The organism is Streptomyces sp. NPDC001604, assembly GCF_042893475.1.
In the GTDB taxonomy this organism is placed as follows: Bacteria; Actinomycetota; Actinomycetes; order Streptomycetales; family Streptomycetaceae; genus Streptomyces.
The window spans coordinates 1-16,922 of sequence record NZ_JBIAUY010000019.1; the positions used below are offsets into that span (position 1 = coordinate 1).

At 70.5% G+C, this 16,922-nt stretch carries 17 protein-coding genes; 9 read left to right on the plus strand and 8 right to left on the minus strand.

Annotation, left to right across the window (positions count from 1 at the left end; all coding sequences use genetic code 11):
- The 8 genes from ACFY1E_RS37400 to ACFY1E_RS37435 all read left to right on the plus strand — a co-directional run.
- On the plus strand, positions 1-487 hold a 487-nt coding region (locus tag ACFY1E_RS37400; protein ID WP_389084319.1), incomplete at its 5' end, for a DUF5753 domain-containing protein.
- The gene (locus tag ACFY1E_RS37405) at positions 484-672 is read left to right on the plus strand and encodes a DUF397 domain-containing protein (RefSeq protein WP_389084321.1); all 189 of its coding nucleotides are present in this window, start codon (positions 484-486) and stop codon (positions 670-672) included. The genes ACFY1E_RS37400 and ACFY1E_RS37405, both read left to right, overlap by 4 nt.
- A gap of 59 nt (positions 673-731) precedes the next feature.
- On the plus strand, positions 732-1,241 hold the full coding sequence (locus ACFY1E_RS37410) for a YbaK/EbsC family protein (protein WP_389084324.1): 510 nt from the start codon (positions 732-734) through the stop codon (positions 1,239-1,241).
- On the plus strand, positions 1,238-2,083 hold the full coding sequence (locus ACFY1E_RS37415) for an EamA family transporter (RefSeq protein WP_389084326.1): 846 nt from the start codon (positions 1,238-1,240) through the stop codon (positions 2,081-2,083). The genes ACFY1E_RS37410 and ACFY1E_RS37415 overlap by 4 nt, the downstream gene beginning before the upstream one ends.
- A 410-nt stretch (positions 2,084-2,493) precedes the next feature.
- Positions 2,494-3,438, plus strand: coding sequence for an ABC transporter ATP-binding protein (locus ACFY1E_RS37420; protein WP_389084329.1), 945 nt, complete (start codon positions 2,494-2,496; stop codon positions 3,436-3,438).
- Complete coding sequence (locus ACFY1E_RS37425; RefSeq protein ID WP_389084331.1) at positions 3,435-4,787, plus strand: ABC transporter permease; 1,353 nt, start codon at positions 3,435-3,437, stop codon at positions 4,785-4,787. The genes ACFY1E_RS37420 and ACFY1E_RS37425 overlap by 4 nt, the downstream gene beginning before the upstream one ends.
- A gap of 35 nt (positions 4,788-4,822) precedes the next feature.
- Positions 4,823-7,579 carry a phosphoesterase gene (locus ACFY1E_RS37430; RefSeq protein ID WP_389084334.1) on the plus strand — a complete coding sequence of 919 codons (2,757 nt, stop codon included), beginning with the start codon at positions 4,823-4,825 and terminating at the stop codon, positions 7,577-7,579.
- A 113-nt stretch (positions 7,580-7,692) separates the two neighbouring features.
- Positions 7,693-7,968, plus strand: coding sequence for a DUF1876 domain-containing protein (locus tag ACFY1E_RS37435; RefSeq protein WP_389084336.1), 276 nt, complete (start codon positions 7,693-7,695; stop codon positions 7,966-7,968).
- Positions 7,969-8,001: 33 nt separating this feature from the next.
- On the opposite strand, the gene ACFY1E_RS37440 is transcribed toward ACFY1E_RS37435, so the two are convergent.
- From ACFY1E_RS37440 to ACFY1E_RS37465, 6 genes are all read right to left on the minus strand, one after another.
- Positions 8,002-9,159, minus strand: a complete 1,158-nt coding sequence (locus tag ACFY1E_RS37440; protein WP_389084338.1) for a serine hydrolase domain-containing protein — start codon at positions 9,157-9,159, stop codon at positions 8,002-8,004.
- Positions 9,160-9,193: 34 nt separating this feature from the next.
- On the minus strand, positions 9,194-9,667 hold the full coding sequence (locus tag ACFY1E_RS37445; RefSeq protein ID WP_389084341.1) for an organic hydroperoxide resistance protein: 474 nt from the start codon (positions 9,665-9,667) through the stop codon (positions 9,194-9,196).
- A gap of 104 nt (positions 9,668-9,771) precedes the next feature.
- Positions 9,772-10,248, minus strand: coding sequence for a MarR family winged helix-turn-helix transcriptional regulator (locus tag ACFY1E_RS37450; RefSeq protein WP_389084343.1), 477 nt, complete (start codon positions 10,246-10,248; stop codon positions 9,772-9,774).
- A complete protein-coding gene (locus ACFY1E_RS37455) occupies positions 10,245-11,015 on the minus strand; it encodes an energy-coupling factor ABC transporter ATP-binding protein (RefSeq protein ID WP_389084346.1) in 771 nt (256 codons plus the stop codon). Before ACFY1E_RS37455 ends, ACFY1E_RS37450 begins: the two co-directional genes overlap by 4 nt.
- The gene (cbiQ, locus tag ACFY1E_RS37460) at positions 11,003-11,764 is read right to left on the minus strand and encodes a cobalt ECF transporter T component CbiQ (protein ID WP_389084348.1); all 762 of its coding nucleotides are present in this window, start codon (positions 11,762-11,764) and stop codon (positions 11,003-11,005) included. Before cbiQ ends, ACFY1E_RS37455 begins: the two co-directional genes overlap by 13 nt.
- 1 nt (position 11,765) lies before the next feature.
- Positions 11,766-12,812, minus strand: a complete 1,047-nt coding sequence (locus ACFY1E_RS37465) for an energy-coupling factor ABC transporter permease (protein WP_389084351.1) — start codon at positions 12,810-12,812, stop codon at positions 11,766-11,768.
- Positions 12,813-12,973: 161 nt separating this feature from the next.
- Between ACFY1E_RS37465 and ACFY1E_RS37470 the strand changes: the two genes are divergently transcribed.
- Positions 12,974-13,321: an SsgA family sporulation/cell division regulator gene (locus ACFY1E_RS37470; protein ID WP_389084353.1), complete on the plus strand. Its 348-nt coding sequence runs from the start codon at positions 12,974-12,976 to the stop codon at positions 13,319-13,321.
- A gap of 92 nt (positions 13,322-13,413) precedes the next feature.
- Here ACFY1E_RS37470 and ACFY1E_RS37475 read toward each other — a convergent pair whose 3' ends face one another.
- Positions 13,414-15,087 (minus strand): penicillin-binding transpeptidase domain-containing protein, encoded by a 1,674-nt coding sequence (locus tag ACFY1E_RS37475; protein ID WP_389084356.1) that lies wholly within the window; start codon positions 15,085-15,087, stop codon positions 13,414-13,416.
- 99 nt (positions 15,088-15,186) lie between these two features.
- Positions 15,187-16,815 (minus strand): penicillin-binding transpeptidase domain-containing protein, encoded by a 1,629-nt coding sequence (locus tag ACFY1E_RS37480; protein WP_389084358.1) that lies wholly within the window; start codon positions 16,813-16,815, stop codon positions 15,187-15,189.
- Positions 16,816-16,922 lie beyond the last annotated feature (107 nt).

Here is a 16,922-nt window from a genome sequence, read left to right on the forward strand (position 1 = left end):
TGGGTTGTTGCAGACGCCGGAGTACACACGGGCGCTGTTCGAGGTGAGGCAGCCCGCTTACTCGCAGGACGAGGTGGACCGTGGAACCACCGCACGCGTAGCCCGAAAAGTGATCTTCAAGCGGGAGCCCGCTCCGATGCTCAGCTTCATCCAGGAACAGGTGACGCTGGAACGGCCCATCGGTGGAAGGATGGTGCTGCGCAGACAACTGGAACACCTCCTGGAGGTATCGCAGTTGAGGAACGTCACGCTCCAAGTCATGCCGACCGACCGTGAGGAGCACGCCGGATCGTCGGGCCGGATCCAGGTGTTGAAGTTCGCCGACGGCACGGCGATCGGCCGTTGTGCTGGTTCGTTCAACGGCCGCCCGGTCGAGGATCCCAAGGACCTCCGGATCCTGGAACAGCGTTATGGCATGATCCGGGCGCAGGCTCTCACGCCACGGGAGTCGCGAGCGTTCATCGAGCAAGCGCTGGGGAGACTATGAGCACGCCGGAACTGCATTGGTTCAAGAGCAGCTACAGCGACACTGACGACATCAACGACTGCGTCGAAGTCGCCGTAGCCCCCGCCACCATCCACATCCGCGACTCCAAGACCCCCGACACCGCCCACCTCACGGTGACGCCCGCCACGTGGGAGAACTTCCTCGGTCACGTCTCCGCACACTGACCCCACGCAGGGGACAACTCGGTCGCGTGCCACGTACACGCAGCGCTAGCGTGCCGTGCATGACGACCGCCGATGCCACCGACAGCTCCGGAGCCAGCCCCCGTTTCGCCGCCGCCCTCGGCGAACTGGGGCTCGACGACCTGCACCGCCGTATCCGCCGGTTCCCGGACGCGACCCGCACCGCTGCCGAGGCGGCCGCCGCGATCGGGTGCGAGCTGAGCGAGATCTGCAAGTCGCTGATCTTCGCGGCGGACGGGGTCCCCGTGCTGGTGCTGATGGACGGGGGGTCGCGGGTGGACGTCGAGCGGGTGCGGGAGGAACTCGGCGCCGAGAAGGTGACGCGGGCCAAGGCGGACGTCGTACGGGAGACCACCGGGTACGCGATCGGGGGTGTGCCGCCCTTCGGGCACCGTACGAAGACCCGGGTGCTGGCCGACCGTTCGCTGCTGGAGCACGAGGTCGTGTGGGCCGCCGCCGGGAATCCGCACGCCGTGTTCCCCATGGAGCCCAAGGAGCTCGTCACCCGCGCCGGAGCCACCCTGGTGGACGTGCGCGAGCGCAACTCGTGACGCCGCTGGTCGCCACGGCCGTCCTGTGCGCCGCGGTCACCCACGCCGGCTGGAACGCGATCGCCCACCGCATCACGGACAAGCTGGTCGGGTTCACGCTGATCGCGGGCGGCGGAATGCTGATCGGCCTTGCGATGGTGCCGTTCGTCCCCCTCCCGGCGGCCGGTGCGTGGCCGTACCTGGCCGCCTCCGCCTTCATCCACCTCGCGTACTACGTGCTGCTCATGCGGTCCTTCCGGCTCGGGGACTTCGGGCAGGCGTACCCGATCGCCCGCGGTACCGCGCCGCTGGTCGTGACGGTGCTCGCCGCCGTGTTCGCGCACGAGGTGCCGAACGGGTGGGCGGCCGCCGGAATCGCCCTGTCCTGCGCGGGCCTGACCGGCGTCGCGCTGTGGGGGCTGCGCGGCAGCAGGCCCAACTGGGCGGCGATCGGTGCGGCCCTTGCCACCGGGCTGACCATCGCCGCGTACACGGTCGTCGACGGGCTGGGGGTGCGGGCGTCGGGCTCGTCCCTCGGGTACATCGCCTGGCTGATGGCGGTGGAGGGGTTCGCGATCCCGGTGTACGCGCTGACCCGCTGGCGGGGTGAGTTCCTGGCCGTTCTGCGGCCGTTCGCGGGCGTGGGCCTGCTGGGCGGTGCCATGTCCGTCGCCGCGTACGGGCTGGTCCTGTGGGCCCAGACCAGGGCCGAACTGGCGCCGATCGCGGCCCTGCGAGAGTCGTCGATCATCGTGGGGGCGGCCATCGGGGCGGTGTTCTTCAAGGAACGCTTCGGGGCACCGCGGGTCGCGGCGGCGGTGTTGTTGGTGGCGGGGATCGGGCTGATGCTGCGGGCGGGCTGAGCGCCCGGGCTTGGCCGTTGATCGTGCGCGGCGCCGCTGTGGCTTGTCGCGCCCACGCGGCGGAGCCGCATGTCGACACAGCCCGCGCCCCTTTTGGGTTGGTGTCGCGCCGTGCTTGGCTGCGGCTGCGTCGTGGCTTGTCGCGCAGTTCCCCGCGCCCCTATGGGGCGCTGCGCACGTGGCGTGGTTGTCTGCGCCCGCCTGGCGGAGCCGCATGTCGACACAGCCCCGCGCCCCTAAGGGGCGCTCCACCCGCACCCCGTGCCGCCCCTGTCCGATTCACGTCGGTGTACGCGCCCGCGATTTGCCTACGCCTTGACGATCCGTTCCGCCGGAGTTCAACTCGGCGTTTGTGCCTGGGTTGTGTGTTGTCCCTATGGTCCCAGCGGACATCGGGAGGAGGGGGGCTCATGGGGACACTCCACGCAGTTGTGGCCCGCGGGATCACCAAGTGCTTCGGCGACGTCGTCGCACTCGACGGTGTCGACCTTGATGTGACCCAAGGTCAGATCCATGGTCTGGTCGGTCCGAACGGTGCCGGCAAGACGACGTTGCTCGGTCTGCTGCTGGGGCTGGCCGTCGCCGACAGCGGGCGGCTCGAGGTCCTCGGCGCGCCGGTGGGGCGGGCGTTCGACGCCCCCGAGGGCGTCGCCGGTTTCGTGGACGGGCCCGGCCTGTATCCCTCCCTCACCGCCCGGCAGAACCTCGCCGCGCTGGCCCGGCTCCGCGGCGAGGACGCCCGGAGCGCGGGCATCGACGAGGTGCTCGACCAGGTAGGTCTCACCGCCGTCGCCGACGACAAGGCCCGCGGCTTCTCGCTCGGTATGCGGCAGCGGCTCGGGCTTGCCGCCGCCCTGCTCACCAGACCCCGGCTGCTCGTGCTCGACGAACCCTCCAACGGCCTCGACCCGGCCGGGAAACGCCACGTGCACCGCGTCCTCACCCGGCTCGCCGCGGACGGCACCAGCGTGGTGCTGTCGAGCCACCGTATGGACGACCTGGAGGCGCTGTGCTCCGAGGTCACCATCCTCGCCACCGGACGGGTCGTCTTCTCCGGCCCGCTCGGCAAGCTGGCCGCCGAGAACCGTGAACTCGACTACCGCGTCAGGACTTCCGATCCGCAGGCCGCGCGACGGCTGGCCGAGGCCTCGGACGGGATCCGGGTCGTCGACGACGCCGGGACACGGCAGGACGAGGAACTGCTCGTCGTGCGCGCCCTGGTGCCCGCCCTCGACGAACTGGTGGCGGGCCTCGTGCGCTCGGGCGTCGCGGTGCGTGAGCTCGCGCCCGTCGTATCGCCGCTGGAGGCCGCGTTCCTCGCCCTCACCGAGCAGCAGGAAGAGGCCGGCCGATGACCGCGACCGTCACCGCCGACAAGGTTGTCAGAGCCCGCCGGGTCCCCGTCTCGCGCGGCTACCGCTTCGAACTGGTCAAGCTGGTCTCGCAGTGGCGGATCCGGCTGCTGGTGCTCGCCTGCTGGATCGCTCCCGCCCTCTTCGTCGCGGGTGTGAGCCGGCAGAGCACGCTGCCCTCCGACACGCTCTTCGGGCGCTGGATGCACGCCACCGGGTGGGCCGGACCGCTGGTCATGCTCGGGTTCGCGGGGACCTGGGCGCTGCCGCTGCTGACCTCGGTGGTCGCCGGTGACGTGTTCGCCGCGGAGGACCGGCTCGGCACCTGGCGGCATCTGCTGGTCGCCGTACGGTCGCCGCGGCGGATCTTCGTGGCGAAGTCGCTCGCCAGCCTCACCGTCATCTTCCTGCTGGTCGCCGGTCTTGCCGTGTCCAGCACGGCCGGCGGGCTGGTGTCGGTCGGCAACCAGCCGCTGGTCGGCCTCGACGGCCACCTCCTGGCACCGGGGGACGCCGCCCTGCGGGTCCTGCTCGCCTGGACCGCGGCCCTCGCGCCGACCCTGGCCCTCGCCGCGATCGGACTGCTCGGGTCGGTCGTGCTGGGGCGGTCCCCGATGGGGCTGCTGCTGCCCCCGCTCCTCGCGCTCGCGATGTCGGTCGCGCAGATGCTGCCGCTGCCCGTCGCCGTGCGCCTCGCCCTGCCCGGCTACGCCTTCATCGCCTGGAACGGCCTGTTCACCAGCCCCGCCCAGCTCGGCCCGCTCCTGATCGGCGTCGCGGTCGGCCTGCTGTGGGCCGTGCTCGCGACCGTACTGGCGTATCTACTCTTCCTGCGGCGGGACTTCACCAACCTCGCCTACGACGGTTCCGGGCGCCGGGCGCTCACCGTCGGCGCGCTGCCGCTGGCCGGGCTGACCGCTGTCACCGTCGGCGTGGTCGCCGTGGCGACCCCCGCCATGGGATCCGGCATCGACCAGGACAAGGTCCAGCGCTCGGTGGCCACGGCCTTCGCCCACCTCTACCGCATGCAGACGCAGGAGCTGCACCGTCCCGCCGTCACCGAGGCCCAGCTGCGGGCCTCGGCGGCCTGCACCAAGAGCGACGGCCAGTCGGCCCAGGAGGGCGCGGGCAACGACTGGCGGTGCGTCGTGACCTGGCATCTGCCCGGCGTCCCGGTCCCGGGGACGGCGATCTACCAGCTCGACATCACCTCAGACGGGCGGTTCGTGGCCGACGGCGACGGTCCGAAGGAAGTCAACGGCTACTTCCTGCTGCGGACCTCGACCGGCGACGCCCCGAATCCGCTGTGGCAGTTCGACGGCAACGTCGAGCTGCTCACCACCCCCCACTGAAGGTTCCAGCGAAGGGTCCACTGAAGGGACAACCCGTGCAGGTAACACGCCAGCGCCGGATCAACGAGAAGAATCAGGTCAACCTCTTCGGCAGACGCGTCGGCCGCCGCGCCCTGCTGGTCACGGCGGGCATCGCGGTCGCCCTCGGCGTCACCGGCACCGCGGTCGCATCGACGTGGCAGTTCGGCACTCAGCAGGTCGCCGACGAGACCGCGAACGGCCAGGTCATCTCCAGCGACCAGTACATCAAGCCGTACGGCACCCGCTCCGTCGTCAACGACGGCAAGATCATGTCGTCGACGGTCAGCCCGGACGGCAGCCGGCTCGCGGCCTCGGTCGCCGACGGTGACGCCTCGCTGGTGATCATGGACCTGAGCACCGGCCAGGTGAAGCAGAAGGTCGGCACCAACGCGGCGGACGACCTGCGCATCAAGAGCGGCTCCGTCGGCCAGGAGGGCCCGACGTACTCGCCCGACGGCAAGCAGCTGTGGCTGGGCCAGACCGACGGCTACACCAAGTTCACGGTCGGCGCCGACGGCACCCTCTCCAACCCGGTGGCCGTCCCGATCCCGGCCGACGGCACCAAGCACGCCCTCGTGGCCGCCGCGGTCTTCTCGGCCGACGGCTCCACCGTCTACTCCGCGGTCAACGGCCAGAACCGGGTCGTCGCCATCGACGCGGCCACCGGAACCGTCAAGCAGAGCTGGGCCGTCGGCAACGCCCCCCGGGGCATCGCCCTGGTCGGCGGCAAGCTGTACGTCAGCAACGAGGGCGGCCGTCCGGCCAAGGACGGCGACACCACCATCAACTCCTACGGCACCCAGGTGCCCGCCAACCCGGACACCGGCGCCGCCACCACCGGCACCGTCAGCGTCATCGACACGGCGGACCCGTCCGCCGCCGTCGCCGGCATCGACGTAGGACTGCACCCGACCGCGGTGTACGCCAACAAGAGCGCGGTGTTCGTCACCAACACCGCCGACAACAGCGTCTCCGTCATCGACACGGCCAAGGACAAGGTCGTACAGACCATCGCCACCCAGCCCTGGCCGGAGGCGAAGGTCGGCTACGAGCCGAACGCCGTGACGCTCACCGACGACGGCCGTCTGCTGGTGACGCTCGGCCGCGCCAACGCGGTCGCCGTCTACCGCTACAAGTCCCCGCAGGAGCCCGCCCGTTACGTCGGCCTGCTCCCGACCGACTACTTCCCCTCCGGGATCGCCACCGTCGGCAAGAACGTCGTCGTCTCCAACACCCGCGGCATCGACGCCCGCCGCCCGACCGCCGCCTCCGGCCACGGCACCCACGACACGACGTCGAGCCTGACCCAGTTCACGCTGCCGGACGACAAGACCGTCAAGGCCCAGACCGCCAAGGTCTTCAGGCAGAACGGCTGGACGCCCGGCTCGGTCCTGACGGCCGGCGGCAAGACCTCCGGGAAGGCGCTCCCGGTCCCGCTGCGGCTCGGCGACCCCTCGACGATCAAGCACGTCTTCCTGCTCGTCAAGGAGAACCGGACCTACGACCAGGTCTTCGGCGACCTGCCGCAGGGCGACGGAAACCCCTCGCTCACCACGTTCGGTGAGAACGTGACGCCCAACCAGCACGCCCTGGCCGAGCAGTTCGGCCTCTACGACAACTTCTACGACGTCGGCACGAACTCCGCCGAGGGCCACAACTGGCTGATGCAGTCGGACAACCCGGAGTACACCGAGTCCTCCGCCGGCGAGTACCAGCGCAGCTACGACACCGAGAACGACGCCCTCGGCCACCAGAAGACCGGCTTCATCTGGAGCGGCGCCCAGGCGGCGGGCAGGTCGGTCAAGGACTTCGGCGAGTTCCAGTCGCTGGAGACCAAGCCGGCCGGGGCGACCTGGCAGAACCTGTACTGCGACAGCAAGAACATGGAGGCCACCGGGGCGCAGACCCAGTACCCGATCCAGACGGGTTCGGCGATCCCCTCGCTCAACAAGGTGTCCGTGCAGGGCTTCCCGATGTTCGACCTCGACGTCCCGGACATCTACAAGGAACAGATCTGGAAGCAGGACTTCGAGAAGAACGGTCCCGCGAACCTGAACATGTTCTGGTTCTCCAACGACCACACCGGCGGCCCGGCCAACGCGGCGGCCGAGGTCGCCGACAACGACCTCGCGGTCGGCCGGATGGTCGACGAGATCTCCCACAGCAAGTACTGGAAGGACTCGGCGATCTTCGTCGTCGAGGACGACTCCCAGAACGGCCTCGACCACGTCGACGGCCACCGCGCCCCGGTCCAGATCATCAGCCCCTGGGCCAAGCACGACACCGTCGACAGCCACTACTACTCGCAGATCACGATGGTCCGCACCATCGAGCAGATCCTCGGGATCCACCCGATGAACCAGCTCGACAGCGCGGCCACCCCGATGTACGGGGCGTTCAGCCTGAAGCCGGACAACACCCCGTTCACGGCGGAGCCCAACCGGACCTCGCTGACCCTCGGCGTGAGCCCGCAGCCGTCCTGCGGCTCGGACACCCCGGCCCCGCAGGACACCAAGGCGGCACTCGCGCCGACCTCCGCCGCGGTGCCGCAGGCCCAGCAGAAGCTCGCCGCGCAGTGGAAGGCCTGGGCCTCGCACCAGCGGCTCACCGGCCCGCACGCCGTGCCCGACTACGCCAACAACGAGCAGATGAACCGCTACACCTGGTACCAGACCCACAACTGGACCAAGCCGTACCCCGGCGACAAGAAGGTGTACGCGCCCGCCGACGTGCCGGGCGCCTACCTGCCGTCGGCCGAGAACGACGGCTGACACCCGCCCAGCGCGCCGCGGACCCCGGGCCGACGTCACACCGGCCCGGGGTCTGCGTGCATCCGCGGGCCTGTAGGAGCACTCTGGAAGCAGGTCTTCCGGAGGTGATCGTCATGATGCACACCGCAGTGGGATGGCACGTCGAGCTGGAGTTCCAGGAGGACGACACGCACACGCGGGCGGTCGCGCTGGTACGTCTGTCCGACGGGACGGAGGTCAAGGCCCATGGGCATGCGAGCCGGCACCACACCGACGCGAATCAGCCGCGGGTGGGGGAGGAGATCGCCGGGGCGCGGGCGCTGAATGAGCTTGCCATGCAGTTGCTCACCAAGGCGCATGGGGAGATCGACTCGGCGTCGGGGCGGACTTCGCACTCCATCAACGTTTGAGGCTGCGCCTCGCGGGTTGCGCCCAGCGCCCCTTCAGGGCGCGGCCCGCACCGCCCGTACCAAGGCCTGGGCCCTTGGGTCCGCCGTCACGCTCTTGCGGAAGCCGTTGGTGACATAGCCGAAGGCTGTGCCGGAGTCCGGGTCTGCGAAGGCCAGGGCGCCGCCGCGGCCCGGGTGGCCGAAGGAGGTGGGGGACAGCAGCGGGGATGCCGCTCCGTGGAGCATGTAGCCGAGGCCGAACCGTGTGCCCACCACCAGCACGCGGTCCGGACCCGCGCTGCGTTCGGTGCGGGCCAGCTCCACGGTCTCCGGTGCGAACAGCCTTGTGCTGCCGTCGACTTCGCCGATCAGCGACGCGTAGAAGCGTGCGAGGCCCTCCGCGGTGGCGATGCCGTTGGTGGCGGGTAGGGCAGCCGCGCGGTAGGCGGGGTCGTTCTGGTCCGGGAAGGGGCTGATCGCGGCGAAGGCTCGACGGGTGAGGGAGTCCGGGTTCTCGTAGGCCTCGGTGACCGAGCGCTTCGGGCGCGAGCGCAGACCGCCGACGGGCTCGGGTCCCTCCACGCGGCCGGAGCGGCCCACCCGGCTCGCCTCCGACTCCGGCAGGCCCAGCCACAGGTCGAGCCCCAGCGGCCCGGTGACCTCCGCAGCGAGCCACTCCCCGACCCACCGGCCCGTGACGCGCCGCACCAGTTCGTCGAGCATCCAGCCGTACGTCAGCGCGTGATACCCGTGATCGGTGCCCGGCTCCCACGCGGGCGCCTGCGCGGCGACCGCCTCGGGGCCGCGGTGCGGGTCCAGTGCGTCGGACGGCGTGAGCGGACGGTCCAGCACGGGCACTCCGGCGCGGTGCGCGAGCAGGTGCCACACCCGCGTCCGCTCCTTGCCCGCCGTCTTGAACTCCGGCCAGTACTCGCCGACCGGCGCGTCCAGGTCCAGCTCCCCGCGCTGCTGCAGCAGCAGGAGTACGGCGGCGGCGACCCCCTTGGTCGCCGAGCGCACGACCTGGGCGGTGCCGTGCTCCCAGGGTTCCGTGCCGTCGACGTCCTTGGTGCCGCCCCACAGATCGACGACCTTGCGCCCGTCCCGGTAGACGGTGACGGCCGCGCCGCGCTCCCCCTGCACCTCGAAGTTCCGTACGAACGCTTCCCTGACCGGCTCGAAGCCCTCGGCCACTGTGCCGTTCACGTCCACGCCCGTGCTCCTCCTGCCTGTGGGTACTCCCTACTCACCCAAGCAGAATCGTGACGTCGATGTTCCCGCGGGTCGCGTTCGAGTACGGGCAGACCTCGTGCGCCGCGTCCACCAGCTTCGCCGCGACCTCCTGGTCGAGCACCGGCAGCGAGACGCTGAGGGCGACCGCGAGGCCGTAACCGCGCTGCTTGTTGGGGCCGATGCCGACCTTCGCGGCGACCGTGGAGCCGGTGAGGTCGAAGCCGGAACGTCGGCCCACCAGCACCAGCGCGTTGTGGAAGCAGGAGCTGTAGCCGGCCGCGAACAGCTGCTCCGGGTTGGTGCCGTTGCCGTCCCCGCCGAGCTCCGGCGGCATCGCGACCCTGACCTCGATCTGCCCGTCCTGGCTGGTGACATAGCCGTCCCGGCCGCCATGTGCGGTCGCCTCGGCGACGTACATGATTTTCGTCGGTCGGGTGTCGGCGGTTTCGGCGGTTTCGACGGTCGGATCGTCACTCGTGGCGCTCATGGCCGGCCCCCCATAACAAGTGCGCGCAAGTACATCGCGCACAAGATACTGGCTGGTAGGTCAGCAGCGGGTATCAGGGGGCGGCAACCGTGGGTAACCCGAGATCAGCGCTGCGCGGCGGCCTCGGCCCTCGCCGCCAGTTGCCGGAGCTCCTCGCGCAGCCGCGCGACCTCCGGCGCTTCGAGCCCCGTCGCCGCGAGCAGCGCGCCCGGTACGCACGCCGCGCGCTCCCGCAGTTCCTCCCCGCGCCCCGTGCACGCGACCAGCACCGAGCGCTCGTCGTGCGCCGCGCGCTCCCGGCGCACCAGGCCCGCCGCCTCCAGCCGCTTCAGCAGCGGCGAGACGGTGCCGTAGTCGAGTCGTAGCGCGGTCGCGAGTTCCTTGACCGGGATCTCGCCGCGCTCCCACAGGACGAGCAGGACGAGGTACTGCGGGTAGGTGAGGCCGAGTTCGTCGAGGAGCGGCCGGTAGGAGGACGTCACCGCGCGCTGGGCCGCGTACAGCGCGAAGCACAGCTGGTCGTCGAGGAGCAGCGAGCCCTCGGAGCCGGTCCTGGCCGCCGTGTCGTCCGCGTTCGTCACGCGCCCATTGTCACGGACCGCGGGTCGAAACCGAAGGGCAGCTCCAGGCGGTGGGCGCGCATCAGTTCCTCGTCGGAGAGGAGCTCGGCCGTCTTGCCGTCCGCCGCGATCACACCCTCGCTGAGGATCAGGGAGCGGGGGCACAGCTCGAGGGCGTACGGCAGGTCGTGCGTGACCATGAGGACGGTGACGTCCAACGAGCGCAGGATGTCGGCCAGTTCGCGGCGGGAGGCCGGGTCCAGGTTGGAGGACGGCTCGTCGAGGACGAGGATCTCCGGCTCCATGGCGAGTACGGTCGCCACGGCCACCCGGCGCCGCTGCCCGAAGGAGAGGTGGTGCGGGGGCCGGTCCTTGAACTCCGCCATGCCGACCCGCGCGAGCGCCCGGTCGACCCGCTCCTCCAGCTCGGGCCCCTTGAGCCCGGCCGCCGCAGGTCCGAAGGCCACGTCCTCGCGGACCGTCGGCATGAACAGCTGGTCGTCGGGGTCCTGGAAGACGATGCCCACGCGGCGGCGGATCTCCGCCATGTGCTGCTTGCCGACGGGCAGTCCGGCGACCGTGACGGTGCCCGCACCGCCGGTCAGGATGCCGTTGAGGTGCAGCACGAGGGTCGTCTTGCCGGCACCGTTCGGCCCGAGCAGCGCGACCCGCTCGCCGCGCCCGATGGAGAAGTCGACGCCGAACAGGGCCTGGTGGCCGTCGGGGTAGGCGAAGGCGAGGCCGGAGACGTCGAGAGAGGCAGGGGAAGCAGTACTCACAGGGTCCATCCCAGCAGGCAGACGACGAGGGCGGCGAAGGGGAGCGTGAGGGCGTACGACCACTGCGCCCGGGAGGCGGTCACCTCGTCGATCACCGGCATCGAGCCCGCGTAACCGCGGCTGACCATGGCCAGGTGGACGCGCTCCCCGCGCTCGTAGGAGCGGATGAACAGGGCGCCCGCCGACTTGGCGAGCACGCCCCAGTGCCGCACGCCCCGGGCCTCGAAGCCCCGGGACTCGCGTGCGATCCGCATCCGCCGCATCTCGTCCGTGATGACGTCGCCGTAGCGGATCATGAAGGACGCGATCTGCACGAGCAGCGGCGGGAGCTTCAACCGCTGGAGGCCGAGGAGGAGTTCACGCAGCTCGGTGGTGGAGGCCAGCAGGACGGAGGCGGCGACGCCCAGCGTGCCCTTCGCGAGCACGTTCCAGGCGCCCCACAGGCCGTTCACGCTCAGGGACAGCCCCAGGACGTCCACCCGCTCGCCCTCCGCCACGAACGGCATCAGCACCGCGAACGCGACGAACGGCACCTCGATCAGCAGCCGCTGGAGCAGGAACCCGGCGGGCACGCGGGCGCGATGCGCGACGACTGCGAGCAGCACGGCGTACAGGCCGAAGGCCCACACCGCCTCCCGCGGCGTCGACACCACGACCACCACGAACGCGAAGGCGGCGGCCAGCTTGGTGTGCGGCGGCAGGGCGTGCACGGGGGAGTGCCCGTGCCGGTAGAGCCTGTGTGCGTGCCCGGCGCCCATGTCAGACGCCCGTGCTGACGGGAGAGGCATCGGTCGTACGGCGCCTGCGCACCGCCCAGAAGACCGTGCTGCCTGCGACGACGGTCACGCCGACACCGATCACACCCGCGAGGCCGCCGGAGAGGCGGGCGTCCTCGACGTCCTTGACGCCGTAGCCGGCGAGCGGGGAGCCGTCGGAGGCGTGCTTCCGGGCCCTGCTGTCGATGCCCTTGTCGTGGGCGACCTTCTCCAGGCCGTCGGGGTTCGAGGAGGCGTAGAAGCTGACGAAGCCCGCCAGGACCAGGGAGGTGACCAGGCCGCTGACCCACAGCGCCCGGCGGGAGGTGCGCGCCGCCACGGGCGCCGGGCGGGTCGAGGGAGCGTCCACGAGTTCGCCGTTCACCCGCAGCTTGAGCTTCTGCTCCAGGCCGCGCGCGCCGTACACGAGATCCGGGCGTACGGCGATCACCGCGCCCACGGTCAGCCCCGTGATCGCCGCCTCGCCGACCCCGATCAGCACGTGCACGCCGACCATCGCGGTGGCGACCTTGCCGAGGGAGACGTCGGTGGTGCCGCCGACGGCGTAGATCAGCGTGAAGGCGACCGCCGCCGCCGGGACCGAGAGGAGTGCGGCGACGAAGGAGGCCACCGTCACCGAGCGGCGCCTGCGCGGGAGCAGCTTCACCAGTCCGCGGAAGACGGCGTACCCGACGACCGTCGTGACGATCGCCATGTCCGTGATGTTCACGCCGAGCGCGGTCAGTCCGCCGTCCGCGAAGAGGATGCCCTGCATCAGCAGGACGACGGACACGCACAGCACTCCGGTGAAGGGGCCGACGAGGATCGCGGCGAGCGCACCGCCGAGCAGATGGCCGCTGGTCCCCGCCGCGACGGGGAAGTTCAGCATCTGCACCGCGAAGATGAACGCCGCGACCAGCCCGGCCAGCGGCGCCGTCCGTTCGTCCAGCTCACGGCGGGCGCCGCGCAGGCTCACCGCGACGGCACCCGCGGCGACGACTCCGGTCGCGGCGGAGACGGGGGCGTTGATGAATCCGTCAGGCACATGCACCGTTCGATGATAGTGCCTTGTTGCGAATAACTTGCAAGAGCGAGGTGGTCGTGGTGGGAGTCGTCCCACGCCAGGGGGCGCGCTCGGGAAAATATGGGACATTAGGAGGGGGTGGACGCACAGCTTCCACACAGGACACGCAGCGTGAGAGGGCCGTCACGATGTCTGTAGTCGAGCAGTACGCACGAGCCCACCTGGTCACGGATGCGGTGGTACCGGAGGACGAGACGGTGCCGGTGGTCCTGCGGTATGACCCCGAGGTCGATCCGCGTGAGGTGCGGGTGGGGCTGCCGGGGGCGCATGAATGGAGTTTCTCGCGGTCCCTGCTGGAACAGGGGCTGCGGGCGCCCGCCGGCAGCGGTGAGGTGCGGGTGTGGCCCTGCGGGCGGGTTCAGGCCGTCGTCGAGTTCCACTCGGCGGACGGGGTTTCGGTGGTGCAGTTCGAGTCGAAGACTCTGCTGCGGTTCTTGCGCCGCACGTATATGGCTGCGGCGCCTGTTTCCCGGTGAGTCCTCTGCGGCGCCGTTGGGGCTGGTCGCGCAGTTCCCCGCGCCCCTCCGGGCGCCCCTTCGGGGCGCCTCTTCGGGGCACGGTCTTCGGGTCAGCCGCCCAGCTTCAGCAGTGCCGCCACGATCGGGCCCGCCGTGTCGCCGCCGTGGCCGCCTGCCTGGACCACGCCTGAGGCTGCGAGGTCGCCGCAGTAGGCGGTGAACCAGCCGTTGGGCTTCTGCTGGCCGTCGACCTCGGCCGAGCCCGTCTTGGCGCCGCAGCCGGACATGCCCGCCATCGCCTTGGCCGCCGTACCGTAGGAGGCCGTGTAGGACATGACCTCCTTCAGTTCGGCCTGGGTCTTCGAGGACATCGTGCGGGAGGCCTTCGCCAGGGTGCGGTGGTCCACCGACGGGGCGACCAGGTAGGGCTGGTGGAAGGTGCCGGCCGCCACCGTCGACGACACCGACGCCATGTTCAGCGGGTTCATCCGCACCCCGCCCTGCCCGATCAGCGAGGCGCCCATCTGCGCCCCGCTCATCACCGGGATCGAGCCGTCGAAGGTGGGGACGCCGATCGACCAGTTGTTGAGGCCGAGGCCGTAGACCTGCTGGGCCTCCTGCGTCAGGGCGCTGTTGGACAGCTTCGGCGCGAAGTTGATGAAGGCGTTGTTGCAGGAGGCCCCGAAGGCGAGCTTGAACGAGCCCTGCTTGATCTCGGAGTTGTCGTCGTTGTGGAAGGTCCAGCCCGCGAGCTTGTACGTCTTGGGGCAGGGGTGCGACTGGTCGGGGTGGACGAGGTCCTTCTCGAACAGCATCGTCGACGTCACGATCTTCATCGTGGAGCCGGGGGCAAGGGAGCCCTGGAACGCCACGTTGAAGCTGGGGTTGTGGTTCGCGACGGCGAGGATCTCGCCGGTCGACGGGCGCATGACGACGACCGAGGACCTGTCCTTCGCGGCGACCTGCTTCTCGGCCGCGGCCTGGAAGACCGGGCTCAGCGTCGTGTTGACCCTGCCCGGAGTGCCCTTGGTCAGCGTCAGCAGCGTCTTGTCGGACAGCTTGGCCTTCTGCGAGGCCTTGCCGCGCACCACGTCCAGCTCGACGCCCGCCTTGCCGCCGGCGGTCTTGCCGTACTTCTCCCGCAGACCGTCGAGGACCGGGCCGAGCGAGGGGTACTTCGCGGTCGTCAGCTCGCCGCCGTGGCGGTCGTACGCCTTGACCGGCGGCGTCCCGGCCTCGCCGGTCACCAGGGTGTCGCCGTCCCTCAGGTCGGGGTGGACGACGGAGGAGTGCCAGTCGACGTACGGCTTGCCGTCCTCCTTCTTGCGTACGACCGTCAGCGCGCTCTGGTACGAGAGCGGCAGCTTGGTGCCCTTGTAGGAGACCGTGCCCTTGACCGTGAAGGGGACCTTGGCGCCGGTGCGGGTGCCCTCGGTGACGGTGGCGTCCGTGATGTGGGCGTCCTTGCTGAAGCCGGTCAGCAGGGCGGTGGCCGCCGTCGGGTCGGTCGTGGCGGCGGCGGCCTGCGTCGCCTTGCCCTGCTGCCAGGACGTGAGGAACTTCTCGGCCGTCGTCTGTACCTCGGTCGCCGACAGCGGGCCGGTCTTGACCTTGGGCTTGTCGTCGGTGGACGAGGACGTCGCCGACGTGCGGTCGTCGGCCGCCGAGCCGCCGGTCAGCGCGTAGACGCCGACGCCGGCGCCGATGACCACCACGGCGATCATCCCGCCGACCACGGCGGGTTTGGTGTTCCGTCGCTCGGCGACGCGCCTTCTGTTGCCCACTGTTCCCGTTCCTCCGAGAGATCCCCAGGGTCCCCGTTGCCCACATCCATCCCAACCAACGACGGCAACAGCCTAGAGTCCCGTCCTCAACGGGTGACTTCAGGAGCCGGTCCGTAGCACAGCTGCGACAATCGGCCCGGCCGCCGTGCCGCCGTGGCCGCCCTCCTCGGTCATGGCCGCCGCCGCGAGGTCACCACGGAAGCCTGTGAACCAGCTGTTGGACACGGCCTGTCCGTCGACCTCCGCGGATCCGGTCTTCGCGCCGAAGTCCCCGCTCAGCCCGGCCATCGCCTGCGCCGCGGTGCCCTGGGTGGCCGTGAGCCGCATCATCTGCTTGAGCTGCGCGGCGGTGCTCGCGGGCAGGCCCTTCGCGGTGGCCAGTTGACGGTCGTCCAGCTTCGGCGAGACCAGATACGGCTGCCGGAACGTGCCCGTGATGGCGGTCGCCGTGACCGACGCCATGTTCAGCGGGCTCATCTGGACCTGGCCCTGGCCGATGGCGTTCGCCGCCCGGTCCGGGCCGCTGACCGCCGGGACCCTGCCGTCGAAGGAGGCGATGCCGGTCTTCCAGTCGTCCCGGCCGAGCCCGAACCGGTCCTGGGCCTCGGTGGTCAGCGAGGAGTCCGAGAGCGGCTTCTCGTCGATGAGCTTGATGAAGGCCGTGTTGCAGGAGCGCAGGAAGCTGTTGGCCAGGGTGGCCTTCTCGTTGGGCTGCATGCCCTTGAGGTTCTTGAAGGTCTGTCCCTGCCACACGGCATCCGCAGGGCAGGGCGCCGGGCCGTTCATCGAGGTCACGCCGTTGTCGATGAGCATTGCGGCGGTGATGATCTTCATGGTGGAGCCGGGCGCCACCTCGCCCTGGAAGGCCGCGTTGAACTGGTCCCTGCGGTTGTTGGCCACCGCGAGGACCTCACCGGTGCTGGGCTTGACGGCCACCACCGACGACTGCGCGAACTTCTTCACGGCCGTCTCTGCCGCCGCCTGGGCGCTCGCACTGATCGTGGTCTGCAGCCTGCCCGCCCTGCCCTTGGTGAGGGTGAGCAGCGAGGTGTCGCCCGCGTCCGGGGACTGGTGCTTGATCGCCAGCTCGATGCCGGGGGTGCCGCCCGCCTTGTCGCCGTACCGCTCGCGCAGGGTGTCCAGGACCGGGCCGAGGGAGGGGTACTTCTCCTTCGTCAGCACGGCCCCGTTCCGGTCCACGGCCTCGATCGGCGGTTTCGCCGCCTCGCCGGTGAACAGGGTGTCGCCCTTCTGCAGCTGCGGATGGACCACGGAGGGCCGCCAGTCGACCAGCGCCCGCCCGGTGGTCTTCCCGCGCACGACGGTCAGCTCGCTCCGGTAGGCCAGGGGCTTGGATTTGCCGCCGTAGGACACCGTCGCCCTGACCGTGTAGGGGACCGTCGCGCCGTTCGCCGTACCCGGGGTGATCTTCACGCCGGTGATGTGCGCGGCGTCGCTGTAGGAGGTGAGCAGCGGTTCGGCTGCCGCGTCGTTGTTCGTGTACGTGGCCGCCTGGGCCGCCCGGCCCTTCTCCCAGGCCGCGAAGAACTTCGCCGAGGTCTCCTTGATCTCGTCGCTGCTCGGCGGACCGGTCCTCACGGACGCGGAGCCGCCCGAACCCCCGTCGCCGTTCAGCGCGGACACGATGTTGTAGGCGCCGTATCCGGCGCCGCCCACCATCACAGCGAAGACGCTGCTGATGACGGTGATCTTGACCCCCTTGCCCATGAAGGGCTCCCTCCCCGTTCCCCGTTGGTCCCTCGCACTGTATGTGGCGTGAGGGGGAGCTGTGAGGGGTGTTTCCCCATGTTGTGTCCGTTCGGATACTCAGGGGT